The sequence below is a fragment of the Chryseobacterium proteolyticum genome (assembly GCF_046591535.1).
Classification (GTDB): domain Bacteria; phylum Bacteroidota; class Bacteroidia; order Flavobacteriales; family Weeksellaceae; genus Chryseobacterium; species Chryseobacterium proteolyticum.
In genome coordinates, this window is sequence record NZ_JBJLWK010000002.1 from 244,008 (window position 1) to 259,430 (window position 15,423).

General features: G+C 37.5%; 19 protein-coding genes and 1 pseudogene. 4 read left to right on the forward strand and 16 right to left on the reverse strand.

Annotated elements, in window-relative coordinates:
- Positions 1–28 precede the first annotated feature (28 nt).
- From ACJ5H0_RS06935 to ACJ5H0_RS06950, 4 genes are all read right to left on the reverse strand, one after another.
- A complete protein-coding gene (locus ACJ5H0_RS06935; protein ID WP_411248369.1) occupies positions 29–1,234 on the reverse strand; it encodes an FAD-dependent oxidoreductase in 1,206 nt (401 codons plus the stop codon).
- A gap of 85 nt (positions 1,235–1,319) precedes the next feature.
- A complete protein-coding gene (locus ACJ5H0_RS06940) occupies positions 1,320–2,174 on the reverse strand; it encodes a helix-turn-helix domain-containing protein (protein WP_172279360.1) in 855 nt (284 codons plus the stop codon).
- Positions 2,175–2,249: 75 nt separating this feature from the next.
- Complete coding sequence (locus ACJ5H0_RS06945) at positions 2,250–2,570, reverse strand: hypothetical protein (protein ID WP_411248371.1); 321 nt, start codon at positions 2,568–2,570, stop codon at positions 2,250–2,252.
- Positions 2,571–2,665: 95 nt separating this feature from the next.
- Positions 2,666–3,037, reverse strand: coding sequence for a helix-turn-helix domain-containing protein (locus tag ACJ5H0_RS06950; protein ID WP_172279364.1), 372 nt, complete (start codon positions 3,035–3,037; stop codon positions 2,666–2,668).
- 147 nt (positions 3,038–3,184) lie between these two features.
- On the opposite strand from ACJ5H0_RS06950, the pseudogene ACJ5H0_RS06955 reads away from it, so the two are divergent.
- Positions 3,185–3,564: pseudogene (locus tag ACJ5H0_RS06955) on the forward strand (XRE family transcriptional regulator).
- A 55-nt stretch (positions 3,565–3,619) separates the two neighbouring features.
- Here the strand turns inward: ACJ5H0_RS06955 and ACJ5H0_RS06960 are convergent.
- The 6 genes from ACJ5H0_RS06960 to ACJ5H0_RS06985 all read right to left on the reverse strand — a co-directional run bounded on the left by ACJ5H0_RS06960 (position 3,620) and on the right by ACJ5H0_RS06985 (position 9,549).
- On the reverse strand, positions 3,620–4,231 hold the full coding sequence (locus ACJ5H0_RS06960; protein ID WP_411249493.1) for a restriction endonuclease subunit S: 612 nt from the start codon (positions 4,229–4,231) through the stop codon (positions 3,620–3,622).
- Between the two features lie 161 nt (positions 4,232–4,392).
- Positions 4,393–4,884 carry a restriction endonuclease subunit S gene (locus ACJ5H0_RS06965; protein WP_411248372.1) on the reverse strand — a complete coding sequence of 164 codons (492 nt, stop codon included), beginning with the start codon at positions 4,882–4,884 and terminating at the stop codon, positions 4,393–4,395.
- A complete protein-coding gene (locus ACJ5H0_RS06970; protein ID WP_411248374.1) occupies positions 4,877–6,205 on the reverse strand; it encodes an HsdM family class I SAM-dependent methyltransferase in 1,329 nt (442 codons plus the stop codon). Before ACJ5H0_RS06970 ends, ACJ5H0_RS06965 begins: the two co-directional genes overlap by 8 nt.
- A 270-nt stretch (positions 6,206–6,475) precedes the next feature.
- Positions 6,476–6,841: a hypothetical protein gene (locus ACJ5H0_RS06975; protein WP_411248376.1), complete on the reverse strand. Its 366-nt coding sequence runs from the start codon at positions 6,839–6,841 to the stop codon at positions 6,476–6,478.
- Positions 6,831–7,841, reverse strand: a complete 1,011-nt coding sequence (locus tag ACJ5H0_RS06980; protein WP_411248378.1) for a type I restriction enzyme subunit R domain-containing protein — start codon at positions 7,839–7,841, stop codon at positions 6,831–6,833. Before ACJ5H0_RS06980 ends, ACJ5H0_RS06975 begins: the two co-directional genes overlap by 11 nt.
- Positions 7,842–7,860: 19 nt before the next feature.
- The gene (locus ACJ5H0_RS06985) at positions 7,861–9,549 is read right to left on the reverse strand and encodes a type I restriction endonuclease (protein ID WP_411248379.1); all 1,689 of its coding nucleotides are present in this window, start codon (positions 9,547–9,549) and stop codon (positions 7,861–7,863) included.
- A 546-nt stretch (positions 9,550–10,095) separates the two neighbouring features.
- On the opposite strand from ACJ5H0_RS06985, the gene ACJ5H0_RS06990 reads away from it, so the two are divergent.
- The gene (locus ACJ5H0_RS06990) at positions 10,096–10,800 is read left to right on the forward strand and encodes a hypothetical protein (protein WP_411248381.1); all 705 of its coding nucleotides are present in this window, start codon (positions 10,096–10,098) and stop codon (positions 10,798–10,800) included.
- Positions 10,801–10,960: 160 nt separating this feature from the next.
- Here the strand turns inward: ACJ5H0_RS06990 and ACJ5H0_RS06995 are convergent, their stop codons facing one another.
- The gene (locus tag ACJ5H0_RS06995; protein ID WP_411248383.1) at positions 10,961–11,320 is read right to left on the reverse strand and encodes a hypothetical protein; all 360 of its coding nucleotides are present in this window, start codon (positions 11,318–11,320) and stop codon (positions 10,961–10,963) included.
- 81 nt (positions 11,321–11,401) lie between these two features.
- On the opposite strand from ACJ5H0_RS06995, the gene ACJ5H0_RS07000 reads away from it, so the two are divergent.
- Together ACJ5H0_RS07000 and ACJ5H0_RS07005 are read left to right on the forward strand one after the other, a co-directional pair.
- Entirely contained in the window at positions 11,402–12,151 is a 750-nt protein-coding gene (locus ACJ5H0_RS07000) for a sensor histidine kinase (RefSeq protein WP_306614773.1), read from the forward strand.
- Between the two features lie 266 nt (positions 12,152–12,417).
- Entirely contained in the window at positions 12,418–13,098 is a 681-nt protein-coding gene (locus ACJ5H0_RS07005) for a response regulator transcription factor (RefSeq protein WP_172279378.1), read from the forward strand.
- Positions 13,099–13,269: 171 nt separating this feature from the next.
- Here the strand turns inward: ACJ5H0_RS07005 and ACJ5H0_RS07010 are convergent, their stop codons facing one another.
- The 5 genes from ACJ5H0_RS07010 to ACJ5H0_RS07030 all read right to left on the reverse strand — a co-directional run bounded on the left by ACJ5H0_RS07010 (position 13,270) and on the right by ACJ5H0_RS07030 (position 15,366).
- The gene (locus ACJ5H0_RS07010; RefSeq protein WP_306614775.1) at positions 13,270–13,956 is read right to left on the reverse strand and encodes a hypothetical protein; all 687 of its coding nucleotides are present in this window, start codon (positions 13,954–13,956) and stop codon (positions 13,270–13,272) included.
- Between the two features lie 104 nt (positions 13,957–14,060).
- Positions 14,061–14,327, reverse strand: a complete 267-nt coding sequence (locus ACJ5H0_RS07015) for a RebB family R body protein (protein WP_034684388.1) — start codon at positions 14,325–14,327, stop codon at positions 14,061–14,063.
- An 84-nt stretch (positions 14,328–14,411) separates the two neighbouring features.
- A complete protein-coding gene (locus ACJ5H0_RS07020) occupies positions 14,412–14,681 on the reverse strand; it encodes a RebB family R body protein (protein WP_089027138.1) in 270 nt (89 codons plus the stop codon).
- 62 nt (positions 14,682–14,743) lie between these two features.
- On the reverse strand, positions 14,744–15,013 hold the full coding sequence (locus tag ACJ5H0_RS07025) for a RebB family R body protein (RefSeq protein ID WP_172279382.1): 270 nt from the start codon (positions 15,011–15,013) through the stop codon (positions 14,744–14,746).
- An 86-nt stretch (positions 15,014–15,099) separates the two neighbouring features.
- On the reverse strand, positions 15,100–15,366 hold the full coding sequence (locus ACJ5H0_RS07030; RefSeq protein ID WP_172279385.1) for a RebB family R body protein: 267 nt from the start codon (positions 15,364–15,366) through the stop codon (positions 15,100–15,102).
- Positions 15,367–15,423 lie beyond the last annotated feature (57 nt).

Genomic DNA, 15,423 nt, shown 5'->3' on the forward strand with positions numbered 1-15,423 from the left:
ACCGGGCTTATTATTATCCTTTTCGGAGCTATTCTCCATTCACCGGGTTTCCATACAATACTTCTCCACCCTCAAGAGACATGATAATGGCTTCGTTGCTGTATATTCTCATTGCATCTTCATAGTTTTCAACCGCTAAGGCAAGCTCTGTATTGCCGAAAACGGCTTCACTGATATTCGCTGTCAATAATGCAGCATCTCTGAATGCTGTATTGGCTCCTACTCCGCCGGCGGGGCTCATGGTATGCACGGCATCCCCTAATGCTGTGATATTCCCGGACACCCATTTTTCTTTAGGCAATGAAGATCTGATCGGACCCTTGACTAAAGACTGCGGGTCTCCAAAGTCCAGGAGGGCTTTTAATTGGGGATGCCAATCATGGGTCACCTCCCGAACATGATTAAAAATTTCCTGTGAAGAAAGCATATAAAAATCCTGCAAAGGCCATCCAAAGGCAGCCGGTTTTCCGATAAAAGCCCAATAGAAATAATCCTGCAACGGACTTAATACATCCCATGAACTATTGTGTTTCGAAAAATCAAACTGCATCGCATCGGCAATTAATGAAAACTGATCTCCAAGAATCACAGAAGTCCCGGTCCGCAATTCAGCAGCAATTGCTTCGCGGTTTTCATCCGTTAGGAACGTCCTTCCGTAGATGGTTATATTTCCGGTATTTACTTTTTGGTCTCCACAACATTCAGCGCCGATCCGGGAATTCACACCATCTGCGGCTATAACGAGATCAGCAGTATACGTGCTTCCGTCAGCAAAAGAAAGCAATACTTCCCCGCTTTCCAGCCTGCGATAATCTGTTACCGCGTTTCCAAAATGGATCTGCTCTTCCAGGCCCTGTATCAATATTTCCCGTAAAGTCAGCCGGTTGGGTTTCAGATCGGGAACTTCCCGGATGCCGTCACTCCAGGAGTCTACCAGGTCTTTTCCTGTTTTTTCAAGATGGGGAGTAAAAACTTTCAGTCCTTTGGTACGGGTGGCACAAGTTTCCATAAATAGCTGGTACAGCGGTTCCGGAAGACAATCCTCCAATGCCTGCCTGCCCTGCTCATTGATCCTGATCCGGTATCCCTGGGTTCGTGTGTTCATCGCTTCGTCCTTTTCAAAAAGGACACATTGGATTCCTTTCTTTTTCAGTCCCTGGGCTAGGCATAAACCTCCCAATCCGGCACCTGCAATAGCAATTCGTATTTGCTTCTGTGCCGGTATTGTATTCATTGTATATCCATGATTCATCGTTCTCGTTTTTTGATGATTAATGGATACAAAATTATCGGGTAATACAGGGGATTCCTATAGCGGATTAATGGTCTTTATGAGACAAATCTTTGTGATGGGACCTGAACTGAAGGGCAGTCATCCCTGTTCCTTTTTTGAAAAACCTCGAAAAATAAACAGGATCATCATAGCCTAATTCAACCGCGATCTGCTTAACGCTCATTTTGGTATAAAACAAAAGCCGGCGGGCTTCCAGCAACACCTCCTGCTGGATCCAGTAGCTGGCAGGATAGCCCGTTACTTCTTTGATCGCTTCGTTCAGATACAGAGGCGTAATGACAAGGGATTGTGCATATTGCTGTACCTGCTTGATCTTTTTAAAATTTTCTTTCACCAGTTTTTTGAACTGCCGGGTAATGGTATACTTCTGGCCGGTACTGGTCTGCTCGGAAACCTGAAATTTCATGATCTGGGAAACCATCATTCCAATAACCGATTCTACCAAAGACTGTTTCACGGAAACCGTATGCAAGCTATCTGTTTCATCAATCTTTTCGAGTATTCCCGGAATATCAAAGACGACATCCCTTTCATTAACCTCCACCGATTGGCGGATCCATTGGTAGGTTTCCAGAACTTCCCGGTAATGCTGAGGAATGGCTCCTGTGTCTACAAACAAAAACCAACCTTCCGTATCCTGCTGATGCACATACCGGTGAATCTGTCCCGGAGCAACAAAACACAGGAAAGCTCCCTTCAAATCCAAAGTGTTGAAATCTACTTCAAGGGTAAAATCCCCTTTTTGCTGAAGTATAAACATATAATGATCGTCCCGGTGAATTCCGGTTTCCTTTTCAGATAAAACCGATAAAGGCATCAGCTTTATTCCAAAATCCTGCAGCTGACGGTGATGAAGCGATATGTTGGAGTACTTTTCCAAGGGACCAGGTTGTGAAACTAAAGATAGTAATTATTCGAATAGGTCCGGTTTTTTATGAATGGAAAATACAACAGATCATTCTTTGCTGATCACATGATCAAACAAAAGCTCAGCCACATCTTTATCACTCAGCTCCTGATGATCCCTGATTTCCTTAAGCACATTCAAAAAATAAGGAAACCCAAATAAGCTGTAATATCTTATCCCATCTTTCACAAACTCCAGACTTCCTTCTGTCGTCTCAATCTCGAAAAATGCCAGATTATTGTTCAGCTCTAAAGGCTGCTCCATATAAACTTCGATCGCTTCAGAAGTCTGATCCAATGATTGTTCCTGACAAAAGTCTTTATAGGATCCTCCCTTGCGGAAGTAGTTGATTAATTCTTGTAGATTCATGTGGTTTCTTTAATTCATTCTTCTTATCATAAAAAATACCACTTCATTGAAGTAGTATTTATTTTTTATGATCTATTATCCTTACATAAGGAAGATTACTTTTCTGACTTTAATTTCTCAATCTCCTGTTTCAAAGCTTCAACTTGTTCTTTCAAGAGTTTAATGTAATCCTGTAGGTTGTCCATTACTTGATTTGGAATGTTATAATATTGTTCATAATAGTTCCCAGCAGTAGCACTATCACTAAGAGTAAAATTTTCATTATGAACTCCACCAGACTTTCGCTCTTCTTTAATATCTTCCACTGGAACATCTAAAGCTTTGGCCAGCTTTTCCCACTCATCATCAAATATTCTTACATCTCCACTCTCCTTTCTACAATAATTAGAAACATCCGTTGATAGGATGTTAGACATATATTCCTGTGTATATCCTCTTTTCTTTCTTAGACTTCTTAACTTTTCCATAGTGGCTGTGTTGTGCTTTGTACAAATATAGAGAAAATTGTTGTTTGAAGTTTATATAGTATAAGTAAATTAGTCCCTTTAATCAATCTGGTAAACAGTAAAGATTTGTTATGATATCAAAGCTATAGTGTATGAGACTTCAGGGAAATGTTGGGCATCAAGCAGGAAGCACTGGCTTTTGACCTTGGAGACGACTGGAACCAGAAGAAAATTTCTATGCTGGAACAGAAAGAAATTATTGAAGACCCTTTACTGAAAAGAATTTCTGAAGTATTGAAAATTCTGGTGGAAGCGTTTCAGAATTTGATGAGGAGCAGGCGGTGAATATTATAGTAAATACTGTTAATGATAACGCCACAGGTCAAGTATTTCAGATAAATCCTACAATTAATACTTCTGGAAAATGGCTTGAAGCATTAGAAGAAATCAAAAAATTAAATAATGAAATGATTTCTCTTTATGAAAGGATGCTGAAGGAGAAGGATGAAATGATGGTGAGGCTGGAGAAGCTTATTTCTTATCAATAAGCTTATAATATTATAAATAAAAAGCTCAACATTCTTGTTGAGCTTTTTTGTATTGTTAATCGGCTACTTTTACTTGTCCGTTCATTAGCATTGGTAATAACCAGTCTCTGAGAGCTGAAAGCTCTTGATTTTGCTTTTGGTTGTTTAATATTTTAGAATAAGAGGATTCTAAAATATGGTTATATTTTTCTATAATTGTATCTGTTGGTAATAATAAATGAATATTATTAATTTGTTCATTACTAATATTCGGTTGAGCAGCACCACTTGCTAATGTAAATATACTATCTCTGAAATATTTTTGATTTAGAGAGTTAATTAAAAAGGGCAATTTTTTTAAAGGGTTTAAACCTAAATTAAAATAGCCAACACGTTGATTTATATAGAGTGGTTTTTCAGTGTAAGGTACAATCCCATATTTTCCAATTGTTGCCCCCGTCATTGCTATTAAAATACTACCAGGATTTGCTCTAAATTTATCATCTATATTTTTGTCTGACATATTAATAAAATCTAAATCAGATAAATTTATTGTATAATTTTCTTGAATATTCTTAATTTTTATTATTGGTGTTCCTTGATCTACCCACCAACTTGATTTGAATGCAAAACCTCCAGTTGATTTACAATAATCTCCGATGGTCTTTAATTTCCATTCGTCAGGAATTTCTTTTTTTTAATATATCATTATAAACCATTTTTCCCCCTGAAGATTTGTACGGTTTCTTGTTTTCATTAGGAAAATCAAATTGTACAAACCAATAATCATATAGAGTTTTTGCCATTTGTTCTAGTTCAATATTGATCCTGTTGTTGAGCTCTATTTTATCATCTAATGCTGATAAAAAGGAAGCTATTTTTTTTTTGATTAGGAAGATTTGGAAATCTAAAATTCAACTTTCCAATTTCCTCAGGTTTTATTGAAGGATAAGCAGAAACTGAATTTTCAGCAATGTTTTGTAAATATTTTGTAATTGAAGGTTGAGTAATTTTATAATAAAGGTATTTTACGTCAATTTCAGGGGAAAATAAATCAATTGTAGTAAATCCAGTTGAAACAATTAAATTTTCAATTAAATTGCTTTCAATTATTCCAAAATGTTCTTGGTTAGGCCTAACTGTAGAATATAATATTGTGTTTTTCGAAACTTTTCTTTTGGCTCTGCTTGGAAAGTTACTTTCCATGTATTGTATATTGTCAATTTTATTTCTTGTAAGATTACTTGTATCTAAATAATTAATGTATTCAAAATTATCTTTAGAAGTAATGTTATTCTTATTTAAATCAGCTATTTCTGATATACTAAATATTTTATTCATACTTCAATTCCTTTAATTGTTTTTGAATTTTGATATCTAGTGCATTTCCTTGTTGAAAAAGTGAAGTCAATTTATTTTCAAAATTTTGCATGTTCTGTCTAAATTCATCAGCCGTAATATCATTATATTCTATTTTTACTTCAAAATATTGTCCGGCAGAAAAAGAATAATTCTTTTCCTTTATCTGTTCTTTAGTTATAATGACAGAAAGGTCTTCTACCACTTCCTTATTGTTAAAAGTCTCTACAATATGGGCTTCTTCTTCACGGGTTAACACTGTACGCTGGTTTTTACCTTCTTTCACGGTTTCGCCCAACTTGCTAGCATCCATTAATATAATATGTTTGCTATCAGCTTTTTTATCGATAAACAATACAGATACGTTAGTACCTGTGCTTGCAAAAATATTGCTCGGCATACTTATTACACCTCGTAACCAACCTTTATCTATTAAACGTTCACGTATTTTCTTTTCTATAACACTTTGTGCTGTAATAAATCCGGTAGGAACTACAATGGCTGCCTTTCCATTATTGTTTAAGCTGTACATAATGTGTTGGATAAACAACAGATAGATAGCCATAGATTCCTTTTTTGTTTTTGGTTCCTTTGGAATTCCTGCAAAAAAGCGTTCTTTAAAAATATCCTTTTCTAAATCATCTCTGAAATCTGAAAAATCGAGTTTAAAAGGAGGGTTAGATACAATATAATCAAACTTTAGTTTATTCAGATAGAATGGTTGAGATATAGTATTGGTTTTAATTACATTAGGTATACTATGTATAAGATCATTAAGAATTAGATTCAATCGTAACATAGTACTGGATTTCTGAGAAATATCTTCCGAATAAATAGTACATCTATTCTCCCCAATTTTATGAGCTAAGGACATTAATAGAGAACCTGAGCCTACACTTGGATCATAGCATTTTGCTTGCTTAACAGGTTCTGAAACCAAAATATTAGCAATAATACGGGAAACGGCATTTGGCGTATAGTATTCAGCATATTTACCTCCTGAATCAGAGTTATAATCTTTGATTAGGTATTCAAATATATCTTTAAAAAAATCATATTTTTCACTAAAATAGTCTTCAAAGCTTTCTTCAAAATTAAATTCAAATAATTTGTTAATTAGGGCTCTACAAAAATTATCACGCTCTGAACGATCAGTGATAAACTCGCTTAAATCATTAAAAAGTAAATCCTTAGCTCCAGAATATGATTTTATGGAATATATATCTGCATTCTCGATACTAATACCTCTTAATGTTTCATCAAATGTTTTAGCAAAATCATCACTATTTTGATTATTATGCAAATGTGCAATTAACTGATGGGGTTTTAATCTAGCAACATTTTCATCTAATAAATCAACTAATAGTTCAGAATCAATATCTTTACCTAGTTCTTGTTGCTTTTTTTTTTAGTTCGTAATGGAACTTATCATTTATAAATTTATACAAAAACATCTGTGATATGATCTTGAACTCGTTACCGTCATTTCCAAGACCAAAGTTAGCACAGACACTTTTTAGATTGTCAATTAGTTGTTCGGTTTTAGCTTTGTATGTTATATCCTGCGTCATTTTTATATTCTGTTGTTATACAGCTGAAAATATTCTTTTCCAATAAGGTTACTGATATTTTGCCTGGTCTCAGTGTCTAAATCTAATTTTTCTTCTATTACGAATTTTTGAGCAACCAATCGAACCAAATAACGTTCGAATAGTGCTTCATTATTTAAATAATCTTCCTGTCCTTCAAGTCTGGTATTTACTTCATTTTTTACCTGCATTAGTGCCCTGTGAAGTTGCATTTCTTTAGCATTAAGCTTGCCTTTTTCGGTCAGGCGTTTGTGAATGCGGACATATTTTTCATCGTTGTTGTACTTGGCTTTCAGCAATGTATTTTTACGATTTAGTTCTTTAGCTTCATCATATATTTTACGCAGCAAAGGTAAGTTTTCTATCATTTCGGCTTGCGTTGTTTCGGTGAGATTTTTTTTTCTTGAAAATACGTTCAAGTTCTTCTCTTAAACTTACAAAAACTGGATCGTTCTGGTCAAAATTGTTTTGCAAAGCTTCACGTGTTTTGCGAAGCTGATCTTTCAGTTCATCAGCCAGTTTTAGTTCTTCTTCCCCTACTTTAATAAATTGGAAAACAATATCCTCCAATGCAATGCTTAGAAGATTTTGGGTTTCTTCAGCATTAGCAAGGTTCTCAAGAAGATTGAGATTATCTAAACGGTTTTGTGCTTCAATTAATAAGCGGTTCAGAATTTCAAAGTCTATGAGTTCTCCCAATCCTTGCAGGTCCTGTAATGCTATGAGATTTTTTAATTCTTTTGCAGTGCGTAAGGCTTTTACCAGCTGTAACAATTCCTTTTTATCCGTCAGCTGAGCTATTTGCTGTGAGAATATTTCCCTGTTTTCAGTATCATAATGGAAAAGCGTTTCTTTGATATTGTCAATCTCCTCTCTGATTTCTTCTTCTGATTTGAACAGGTTAGAATACATTTCCATCTCATCACCAAGCTCGTCCTGTAATTCTTTAAAATATAGTTGATTGGTACGGTCAAAAGCTTTGGATATATCAGCAAAATCAACTACATACCCATATTGATAGTTTTTGTAAGGACGGTTTACTCGGGTTAATGTCTGCAATAAATTGTGATCTTGAATAACACGTGCCAAATAAAGTTTTTTTAATCGTTTGGCATCAAAACCTGTCAAGAGCATATTATACACAAAAAGGACATCTACCTTTCCTCCTTTATATGCTTTAATCAATTCTTTACGAGTAGATTTATCATTTTCATCATGTAGAATTAATGCAGCGGTTAGTTTATCTTTTTTACGTTTACCATAAGGAGCGGATGCTTCTGCAACTAATGGTAGTTTATCTGCATCTGTTTCCTGTTTGCCGTATTGTTCTTCAAATAATTGGAACAGCATTTTAGCTTGTTTAGAAGAATCACATACAACCATCCCCCCCCAAAGATTCGTCTTTCCAGCGATCTCTGAATTCTATAAGATCTTTGGTTATATAATTGAGTAACCCTTGTACGAATGGTCTTTCGGCATACACGTCCGATATTTTGATATCACCCTTCAACAATTTGATCTGCTCCATTACTTCCTTCATTTCCATTTTAAAGCTTCCTTCGATTTCTTCACGAATCAAACGTAAGGTATAGCCATCTGCAATGGAGCGGTTGTAATAATATTTGTGAATATAGTTTCCAAAGAGTAGTTTAGAATCATATTCCTTAGTAACTTCTCTTAGCAATGGAGTACCGGTTAATGCTATAATTACAGCATTCCTATCTGAATTGATAAGGTTAGCAAGGTAGTTGCCTTTTGGATTGTAACTTCTGTGAGCCTCATCCAAGAAATAGACACGTTGCGTATTGATATCATAATCCGGCAGCTTAACAATGGTTGAATCTTCACTAAACTTCTGAATATTGACTACTGTAATTTCAGCTTGTCCGCTATCATTATGAATGGCTCCTACAACTTGCAAATCTTTGATAAATTCCTGTCGGGAATTAACTTGATTAACTTTTAATCCACGATTAGAAAATTCTGTAGAAGCCTGAATCAATAGATCAATTCTATCTACAATAAAATAGAACTTTGGAATCGTATTTTGTTTCTGGTAATAATCGGTCAGATGTTTAACATTAAAAAATGCCAAAGCTGTTTTTCCTGAACCTTGTGTATGCCAGATAATTCCTTTGTTTTTTCCTTCACTTAATTTTTGAGTAATAGCCATGGTTGCAAAAATCTGTGGATAACGCATAATATGTTTTTGCAAGCCACTTTCTTCTTCTACATAAGCAATGGCATAACGTAATATAAAAGCCAAACGCTCTCTACTGAATAAAGAGGTTAGGATCCGATGTGTTGGTGTATAAAGCTCCTTATTAACTTTAAATTCAGGGCTATGTTTTATGACTAATAAATTATTGTCTTTTAGAATTGCATTTTCTTCGGAATCTGAAATTATTCCAAATTTTTGTTTAACCGGAAATTCTTCATCTTCACGGAAATAGTTGAAATGCAAATCAGAATAAGCAGATGTAGCATAAAAAGCTCCAAAAACAGGTTCTACAATTCCATCTTCATATTCCATATTGTTGGAAAAGACCATTAATTGAGTAATATTTGCAAAACGTCTGAAGTGCTTGTTTTTGAAGCGGGTATTTATGCGGGTTCTTTCATCAAGTACACCTTGTTTATTATGTGGTTTTTTTACTTCTACAAAAGCTAGTGGTATACCATTTATCAAAATGGTAATATCCGGTCGGAATTCTTCGTCTCCATTTTTAGCTGTTAGTTCAGCCGTTACATGAAAACTATTGTTGCTGAAGTTCTTAAAGTCTATCAGTTTAATGCCAGAGTTAGCAGTAAGTCTTTGAAAAAATTTTCTTCCTAAATCCTCATAGTCCAATTCTAAAGTAATTTCATCTAATACGCGTAAGATATCTTCTTTGGATACATCCGGATTAATACGCAAAAGACTTTCAACAAAAATGTTTTCAAAAATGTTAGTCTCATCTCTGCGATTCTGTTCTGAAAATGGAATATACTTATAGCCCAATTTCATAAGATGAAGAAGGGCTGGTATTTTAACTCTTGAATTTTCGTTAAATGCCATTAGGAATTTTCTCTGTTATTGGTTTAGTTCGGCAAAGATAATATTCCGAGCTCCTCAAACGAAGAAATATGGTAAGGAATTTTTATTTTTACAACATACGACGCCCAATATTTTCCAAAATATTAATCATCCCAAAATCCTCACATTAGCAACCGTACCCCTTATCATATACTATTTTCAAGAAAACTCGCTTCATTTTACCATCGATCCGTTCACTTCAGGGTATTCCCAACAAATGTACTCAACAAAACAGGAACAGCAATCCGTAGAAAAACTGATTTTTTCAGAAAGAAAACAACCTCTTTAGCCGAAAAACGATTAAAAAAACAAAAATAATTCACATTAGAGCTGGAATTCTCAATATTCATAAACAATTATATATCACCATATTAACTAGTACAACACCGTTCCCAAAGCTACCTCATTCGACCGGTAATTCACAATCCCGCAACACAATTACTCCTATTTCTTACCCACGTGATTTAAAAACCATTTTTTTTGTAAATTTCAAAAATAATTTATTATTATTTACAAATAACTAATACCATGACAACTGAAAGTATTTACCAATCCATTAAAAAATGGAAAACTTTAATTGACGCTTACAAGAGCGGAATTGACGGAAGCGAGGCGGAAATCCTGGGCTACCTCAACCAGGGTACCCACTTTTCGGTTTCCGGAAAGGAGATCGACCAATGGAAAATTAATCTTGGAAATTCAGAAGACCCAAAGATCCATGCGTACCTGGGTATTGATGAGGACCGGCTTAAGTTCTTCCTGATCGATTCCGAAAGCGATAAGACCGCAGATTTCAATGATATTGTCATCAGGGAATTTACCCGCGATTCCCCAAATGTCACCCTACAAAACACCACCAACCTGGAAATTGATCCGCCGATCACTTCGGAATCAGCGATCAACCGTAATTTCAGATGGAATATGTATTGTACGACCTGGCTGAAGGCCCAGAAAGTTCAGGACTTCGTCCAGATAGTAGCAATTCCGTTTGCAGATTTTGACCGCCTGGGGCTGGATGGTGATCAATCCGGCACCTGTTTCTTCGGACTTACGGATGATCCTGAGAATGCCTCTGTCTTCGCCTATCATGTTGAGATCATTACCGTAAAAGACCTTACGATCAGCGAAATGAGTAAAACCGCAGAGAACTACTCTACTCCGCGACCTCCGTTTACCGCTGCTGATCCTGTTGACAATTACCAACTTTTGAAAAAAAGCGGTGCTTTCTTATAATGACCTATCCCTCTGTTTACAGATACTGATCAACCTCACCCTATTCACCGGGCTGATCCTATTGGTAAGAAGGGGGATAACCTCCAAGGAAGCGATCCTGCTATTCCTGCTGGGTGAACTGGCCCTGGAACTGACGGACCTCGTGGACCGCCTGCTGAAATTAAACACACTGAACACCTACAACTATGCATTGAGCCAGTCTTTTGGCCTTATAATGCTCACCGAGATCTACAGCAAATACTGTATCAAGCTTCCCCAACTGCTCAGGTGGATGATCTACCTCTATGCTGCGGTATTCCTGGTCATCAATATCGTGAATGTACGGGACCATACACCCGCTACCTTTTATTCCAACATCATCAGCAGTATTATCATCTGTAGTTTTGCGGCAGCGTATTTTGTGAAGGTATTGAAAAGAGGAAGCGTAGAAAAAAGCGTGTTGATCCTCAACATCTCTGTTTTTCTTTTTTTTTTCTGTTGAATGCCTGATCTCCACTACTTTTGATTTCCTGATCAGCAATCACCTGGAATGGGTGGCTCCGATCTGGCTTTTCAGAGGGATCCTGTTATGGTGTTTTTATCTTGCTCTTATTAATCTGGGATGTTGCAGTGGGAAAATCCGGGCCTGGTAGTTGAATGGATATGGATTGGCATTGGTTTATTCCTTTTAACAACAATACTGATCACCGTATTGGTGGTGAACTACCTGAAAAGCATCAGAAAAAGCAGGCAGAAAGTAATGCAGCTCGTCCGCAACACCCAGACGGAATGCTGGGAAAATACCCTGCACATCCAGGAAAAGGACCGGGAACGTCTTGCGGAAGAACTTCATGATAACATAATCTCCAACCTGAACCTGATCCGCCTGAACATCAATCATAAAAACAGGGACGAACTGAACCTGGATCTGAAACAATCGATGCAGCTGATCCGGGAATTATCCCACAACCTGACGCCTCCGGATCTGGGGGAGATTACGTTAACGGATCTGATCGCCGATTACCTGAACCAGATCAGTAAAACCATAGAGATCGATTACCGCCACAGGGTTACCGATGCATCGATCAGCAGTCCGGTAAAATTAAATATGTTCAGGATCGTCCAGGAGCTGGTCACCAATACTTTAAAACATGCCAATGCCACCAGGATTGATGTATCACTAAGGATATCCCTGGAATACCTGATGCTGACCATAGAGGACAACGGAAACGGATTCCGCCAGGAAAACAATTACAACGGGATCGGCCTCAGAAATATTCAGTCCAGGGCACAAAAAATCAGCGCAGCGTATAAACTGAAGTCGAAACCGGAGAAAGGGACAAAGTTTATAGCGTGTGTGGTAATAGAGTGATGGGGAGTTGAGGGTGTGAGTTTTGAGGGTTTGAGAGTTTGGGGGTTTGAGGGTTTTGGAGATGGCGGGTGAGAGAGTGAGGAAAAGTGGAAAATTGAAAGTGGGAAATTGTGAAAAGGCAGAATTGCTGAGGGGTTGAAAGACTAAACTGCGGAAACGTGAAATCGTAAAATAGTAAAATGGCTGAAAAGCAAAGGGGCGAAATGACTGAAAGAGGAAAAAAGAAATCCGCCTATTTGCCCATTTGCCTAAATAAAAATTAAAAAATGAAAAACTTAAAAATTAAAATTGGTATCGTAGATGATGACCTGTTGTTTGTACAACTTTTAAAAAACTACATCGATCAGGATGATCGTTACGAAGTGGTAATGACCTCAACAAGTGGTCATCATTTTCTGAATGAAACGAACATTGATCTGCCGGACGTCCTTTTGCTGGACCTCAGAATGGCTAACGGGGACGGTATTGAAGTCATGTCCGCCCTGCCACAAAAGGAGGCGGAGGTAAAAATCATTGTCCTTTCCAGCTTTTACCGCCGGTCATTTATGGGACAAATGCTGAAAATGGGAGCCCATGCTTTTTTATCCAAGGAAATTGAGCTTGATGAGCTTTTAAAGGTGATCGATGCAGTGCATCATCATGGCCATTATTTTTCCGATGAACAGGTGGATGTGATGCGCGGACAGCTGTCCAATAAACTTCCGGAGTTTCATGCCTACTCTAAAGACGATCTTACGGAAAGGGAAATTGATGTGTTGCGATTGGTTTGCCAGCAGCTCAGCACCAAAGAAATTGCAGATCATTTATTCATCTCTCCTAAAACAGTGGAGACCCACAAAACCAACCTGATGATCAAAACCAGTGTGAAAAATATGGCCGGGCTGGTGATCTATGCGGTACAGAATAATTTTGTGAATGCTCACGAGATCGTACTGCTGGATAAATAGCTGGAAAACGGTGGTTGAGAGTTGAGAGTTGATGAGTGATGATTGATACTGAAGAGAATACAAATTTGTGAGGGTTATTTTTACCGGTTATATAATTTGTATTCTTTTTCAGTATTATCTGTTTTGAAAGATCATTTTTGAAATTTGCCCTGAAATTATATTGCAGGAGCACTAATTATTGATTTCTTCAACCGTATGCTTTATACGGGGAAGGTTACGGTATTCTCTGTATGCTTCTATATTGGCTCTTCCCATATTCGGAAATACCCAGCTTCCAAAACCTTGATTTATGGTAGAAAAATTATTGTATCCACCTCCTTCAAGGATAACATATGTATTCCCGTCATTCTCATCTACAAATGCCAGATCCAAATACCCTTCACTGAAAACGTGTCCCGGCTCAGCATAATTTCTCATCGTCATGTTTTCATCATCATGAGTCATTCTTACCTGTCCACCGAACATAGCCGTTGTGACTACGTTCTGACCTCTTCTTCCCATGAAGACCCCTCCTTCCCCTCTCATCGCACCTGGTACTGTTTGCCCTACAAAATTCTTTGAATGTTCAAAAAGCAAACGTGCATTCAAATCGTAATCCGTAGGTCCTGCCAGTATTTTAAATTTAAATTTATGCTCGTCGTAACAGATCTTCCAGCTCAGGGCTCTCCCGAGAATACGGAAAGGTTCCATGAACGGTGATCCCACTCTTCCTGCGGGTGATACGATCTGATCAACAAAACGAAGTTGAGGGGCAAATTGCGGCAAACGCAAGATGTGTCTGTAAACCGGTGTTGCATTATCCCAACGGACGCGCATAGCTCTTGTTACCAGCACCACTCCATCTTTTAAAAATCCCATATTAATTTTATTTTAGGTTATTAAGGTTTTATCCTATTAAAAAAATCAGGGAGAATCAATAAAGCATTCTCCCTGAACAATATAATTCTAAAAACACGCTCTGATTAAGATGGATTCAGCATCTTAGCGATGGAAATAGCATCCGCTACGGTATCCACGCTATAGATCTGCATCACGCCTTGTGTAGTCGCTGCCTGACCTAGAATGTTCTGTTGATTTTGCGTATTTACCGCATTTTCAAACATGATCCCGGTAGAGTGCGCTGCTGTCTGATACACATTCCCTAAAGCGATAGCCGGAGCTTCTGCCACTACTTTTACGTTGGACTGCGTTACAGCATCTGTGATTTGTTCATTAACTACTGTTGCCATAATGATAATTGTTATTAGATTTTATACGGCCGGACTCTCCGGCCGTGGTTGTATTGTGTTTCCCGCTATTGCAGAAATGAGGTATTAAGATCCTGCGTTAAGCATTTGAGCAATAGAAATCGCATCTGCTACGGTATCCATGCTGTAGATCTGCATCACCCCTTGTGTTGTTGCAGCCTGTCCTAAAATATTTTGCTGGTTTTGGTTATTTACCGCATTTTCGAACATGATCCCTGTAGAGTGAGCCGCTGTCTGGTATACATTTCCTAAAGCGATTGCCGGAGCTTCTGCTACCACTTTTACGTTGGACTGGGTTACTGCGTCTGTAATTTGTTCATTAACTACTGTTGCCATAATGATTGATGTTGATTAGAGTTTTAAAAATGATCAGTCGATCCGATCATGGTTATTGATTTTTAAGAGTTCGGGTTAAGCATTCTTGCAATAGAGATTGCGTCCGCTACGGTATCCAGGCTATAGATCTGCATTACACCTTGTGTAGTGGCCGCCTGTCCTAAAATATTTTGCTGATTTTGATTATTTACTGCATTCTCAAACATGATTCCTGTTGAATGCGCCGCTGTCTGGTATACATTCCCTAAAGCGATTGCCGGAGCTTCTGCCACTACTTTTACGTTCGTTTGCGTTACTGCGTCCGTGATTTGTTCGTTAACTACTGTTGCCATATTATTAATTTTTAATTTGATTTTGAATAACAACCGGATGATCCGGTTGTTACAAGGTTATATTTTGCTTTTACGCGTGGGAGCTTTTATGCCGGATTCAGCATCTTTGCAATAGAAAGAGCATCTGCAATGGTATCTATACTATAGATCCTCATTACGCCCTGCGTATTAGCCGCCTGTCCTAAAATATTTTGCTGATTTTGCGTATTCACCGCATTTTCAAACATAATTCCCGTTGAGTGAGCGGCAGTCTGATACACATTACCCAAAGCCATAGCCGGAGATTCCGCCACTACTTTCACATTCGCCTGGGTAACGGCATCCGTAATTTGTTCATTAACTACTGTTGCCATAATGATTGTTGTTGATTAGAGTTTTCTTTAACCTGATATTCCGGTTATGGTTATCGT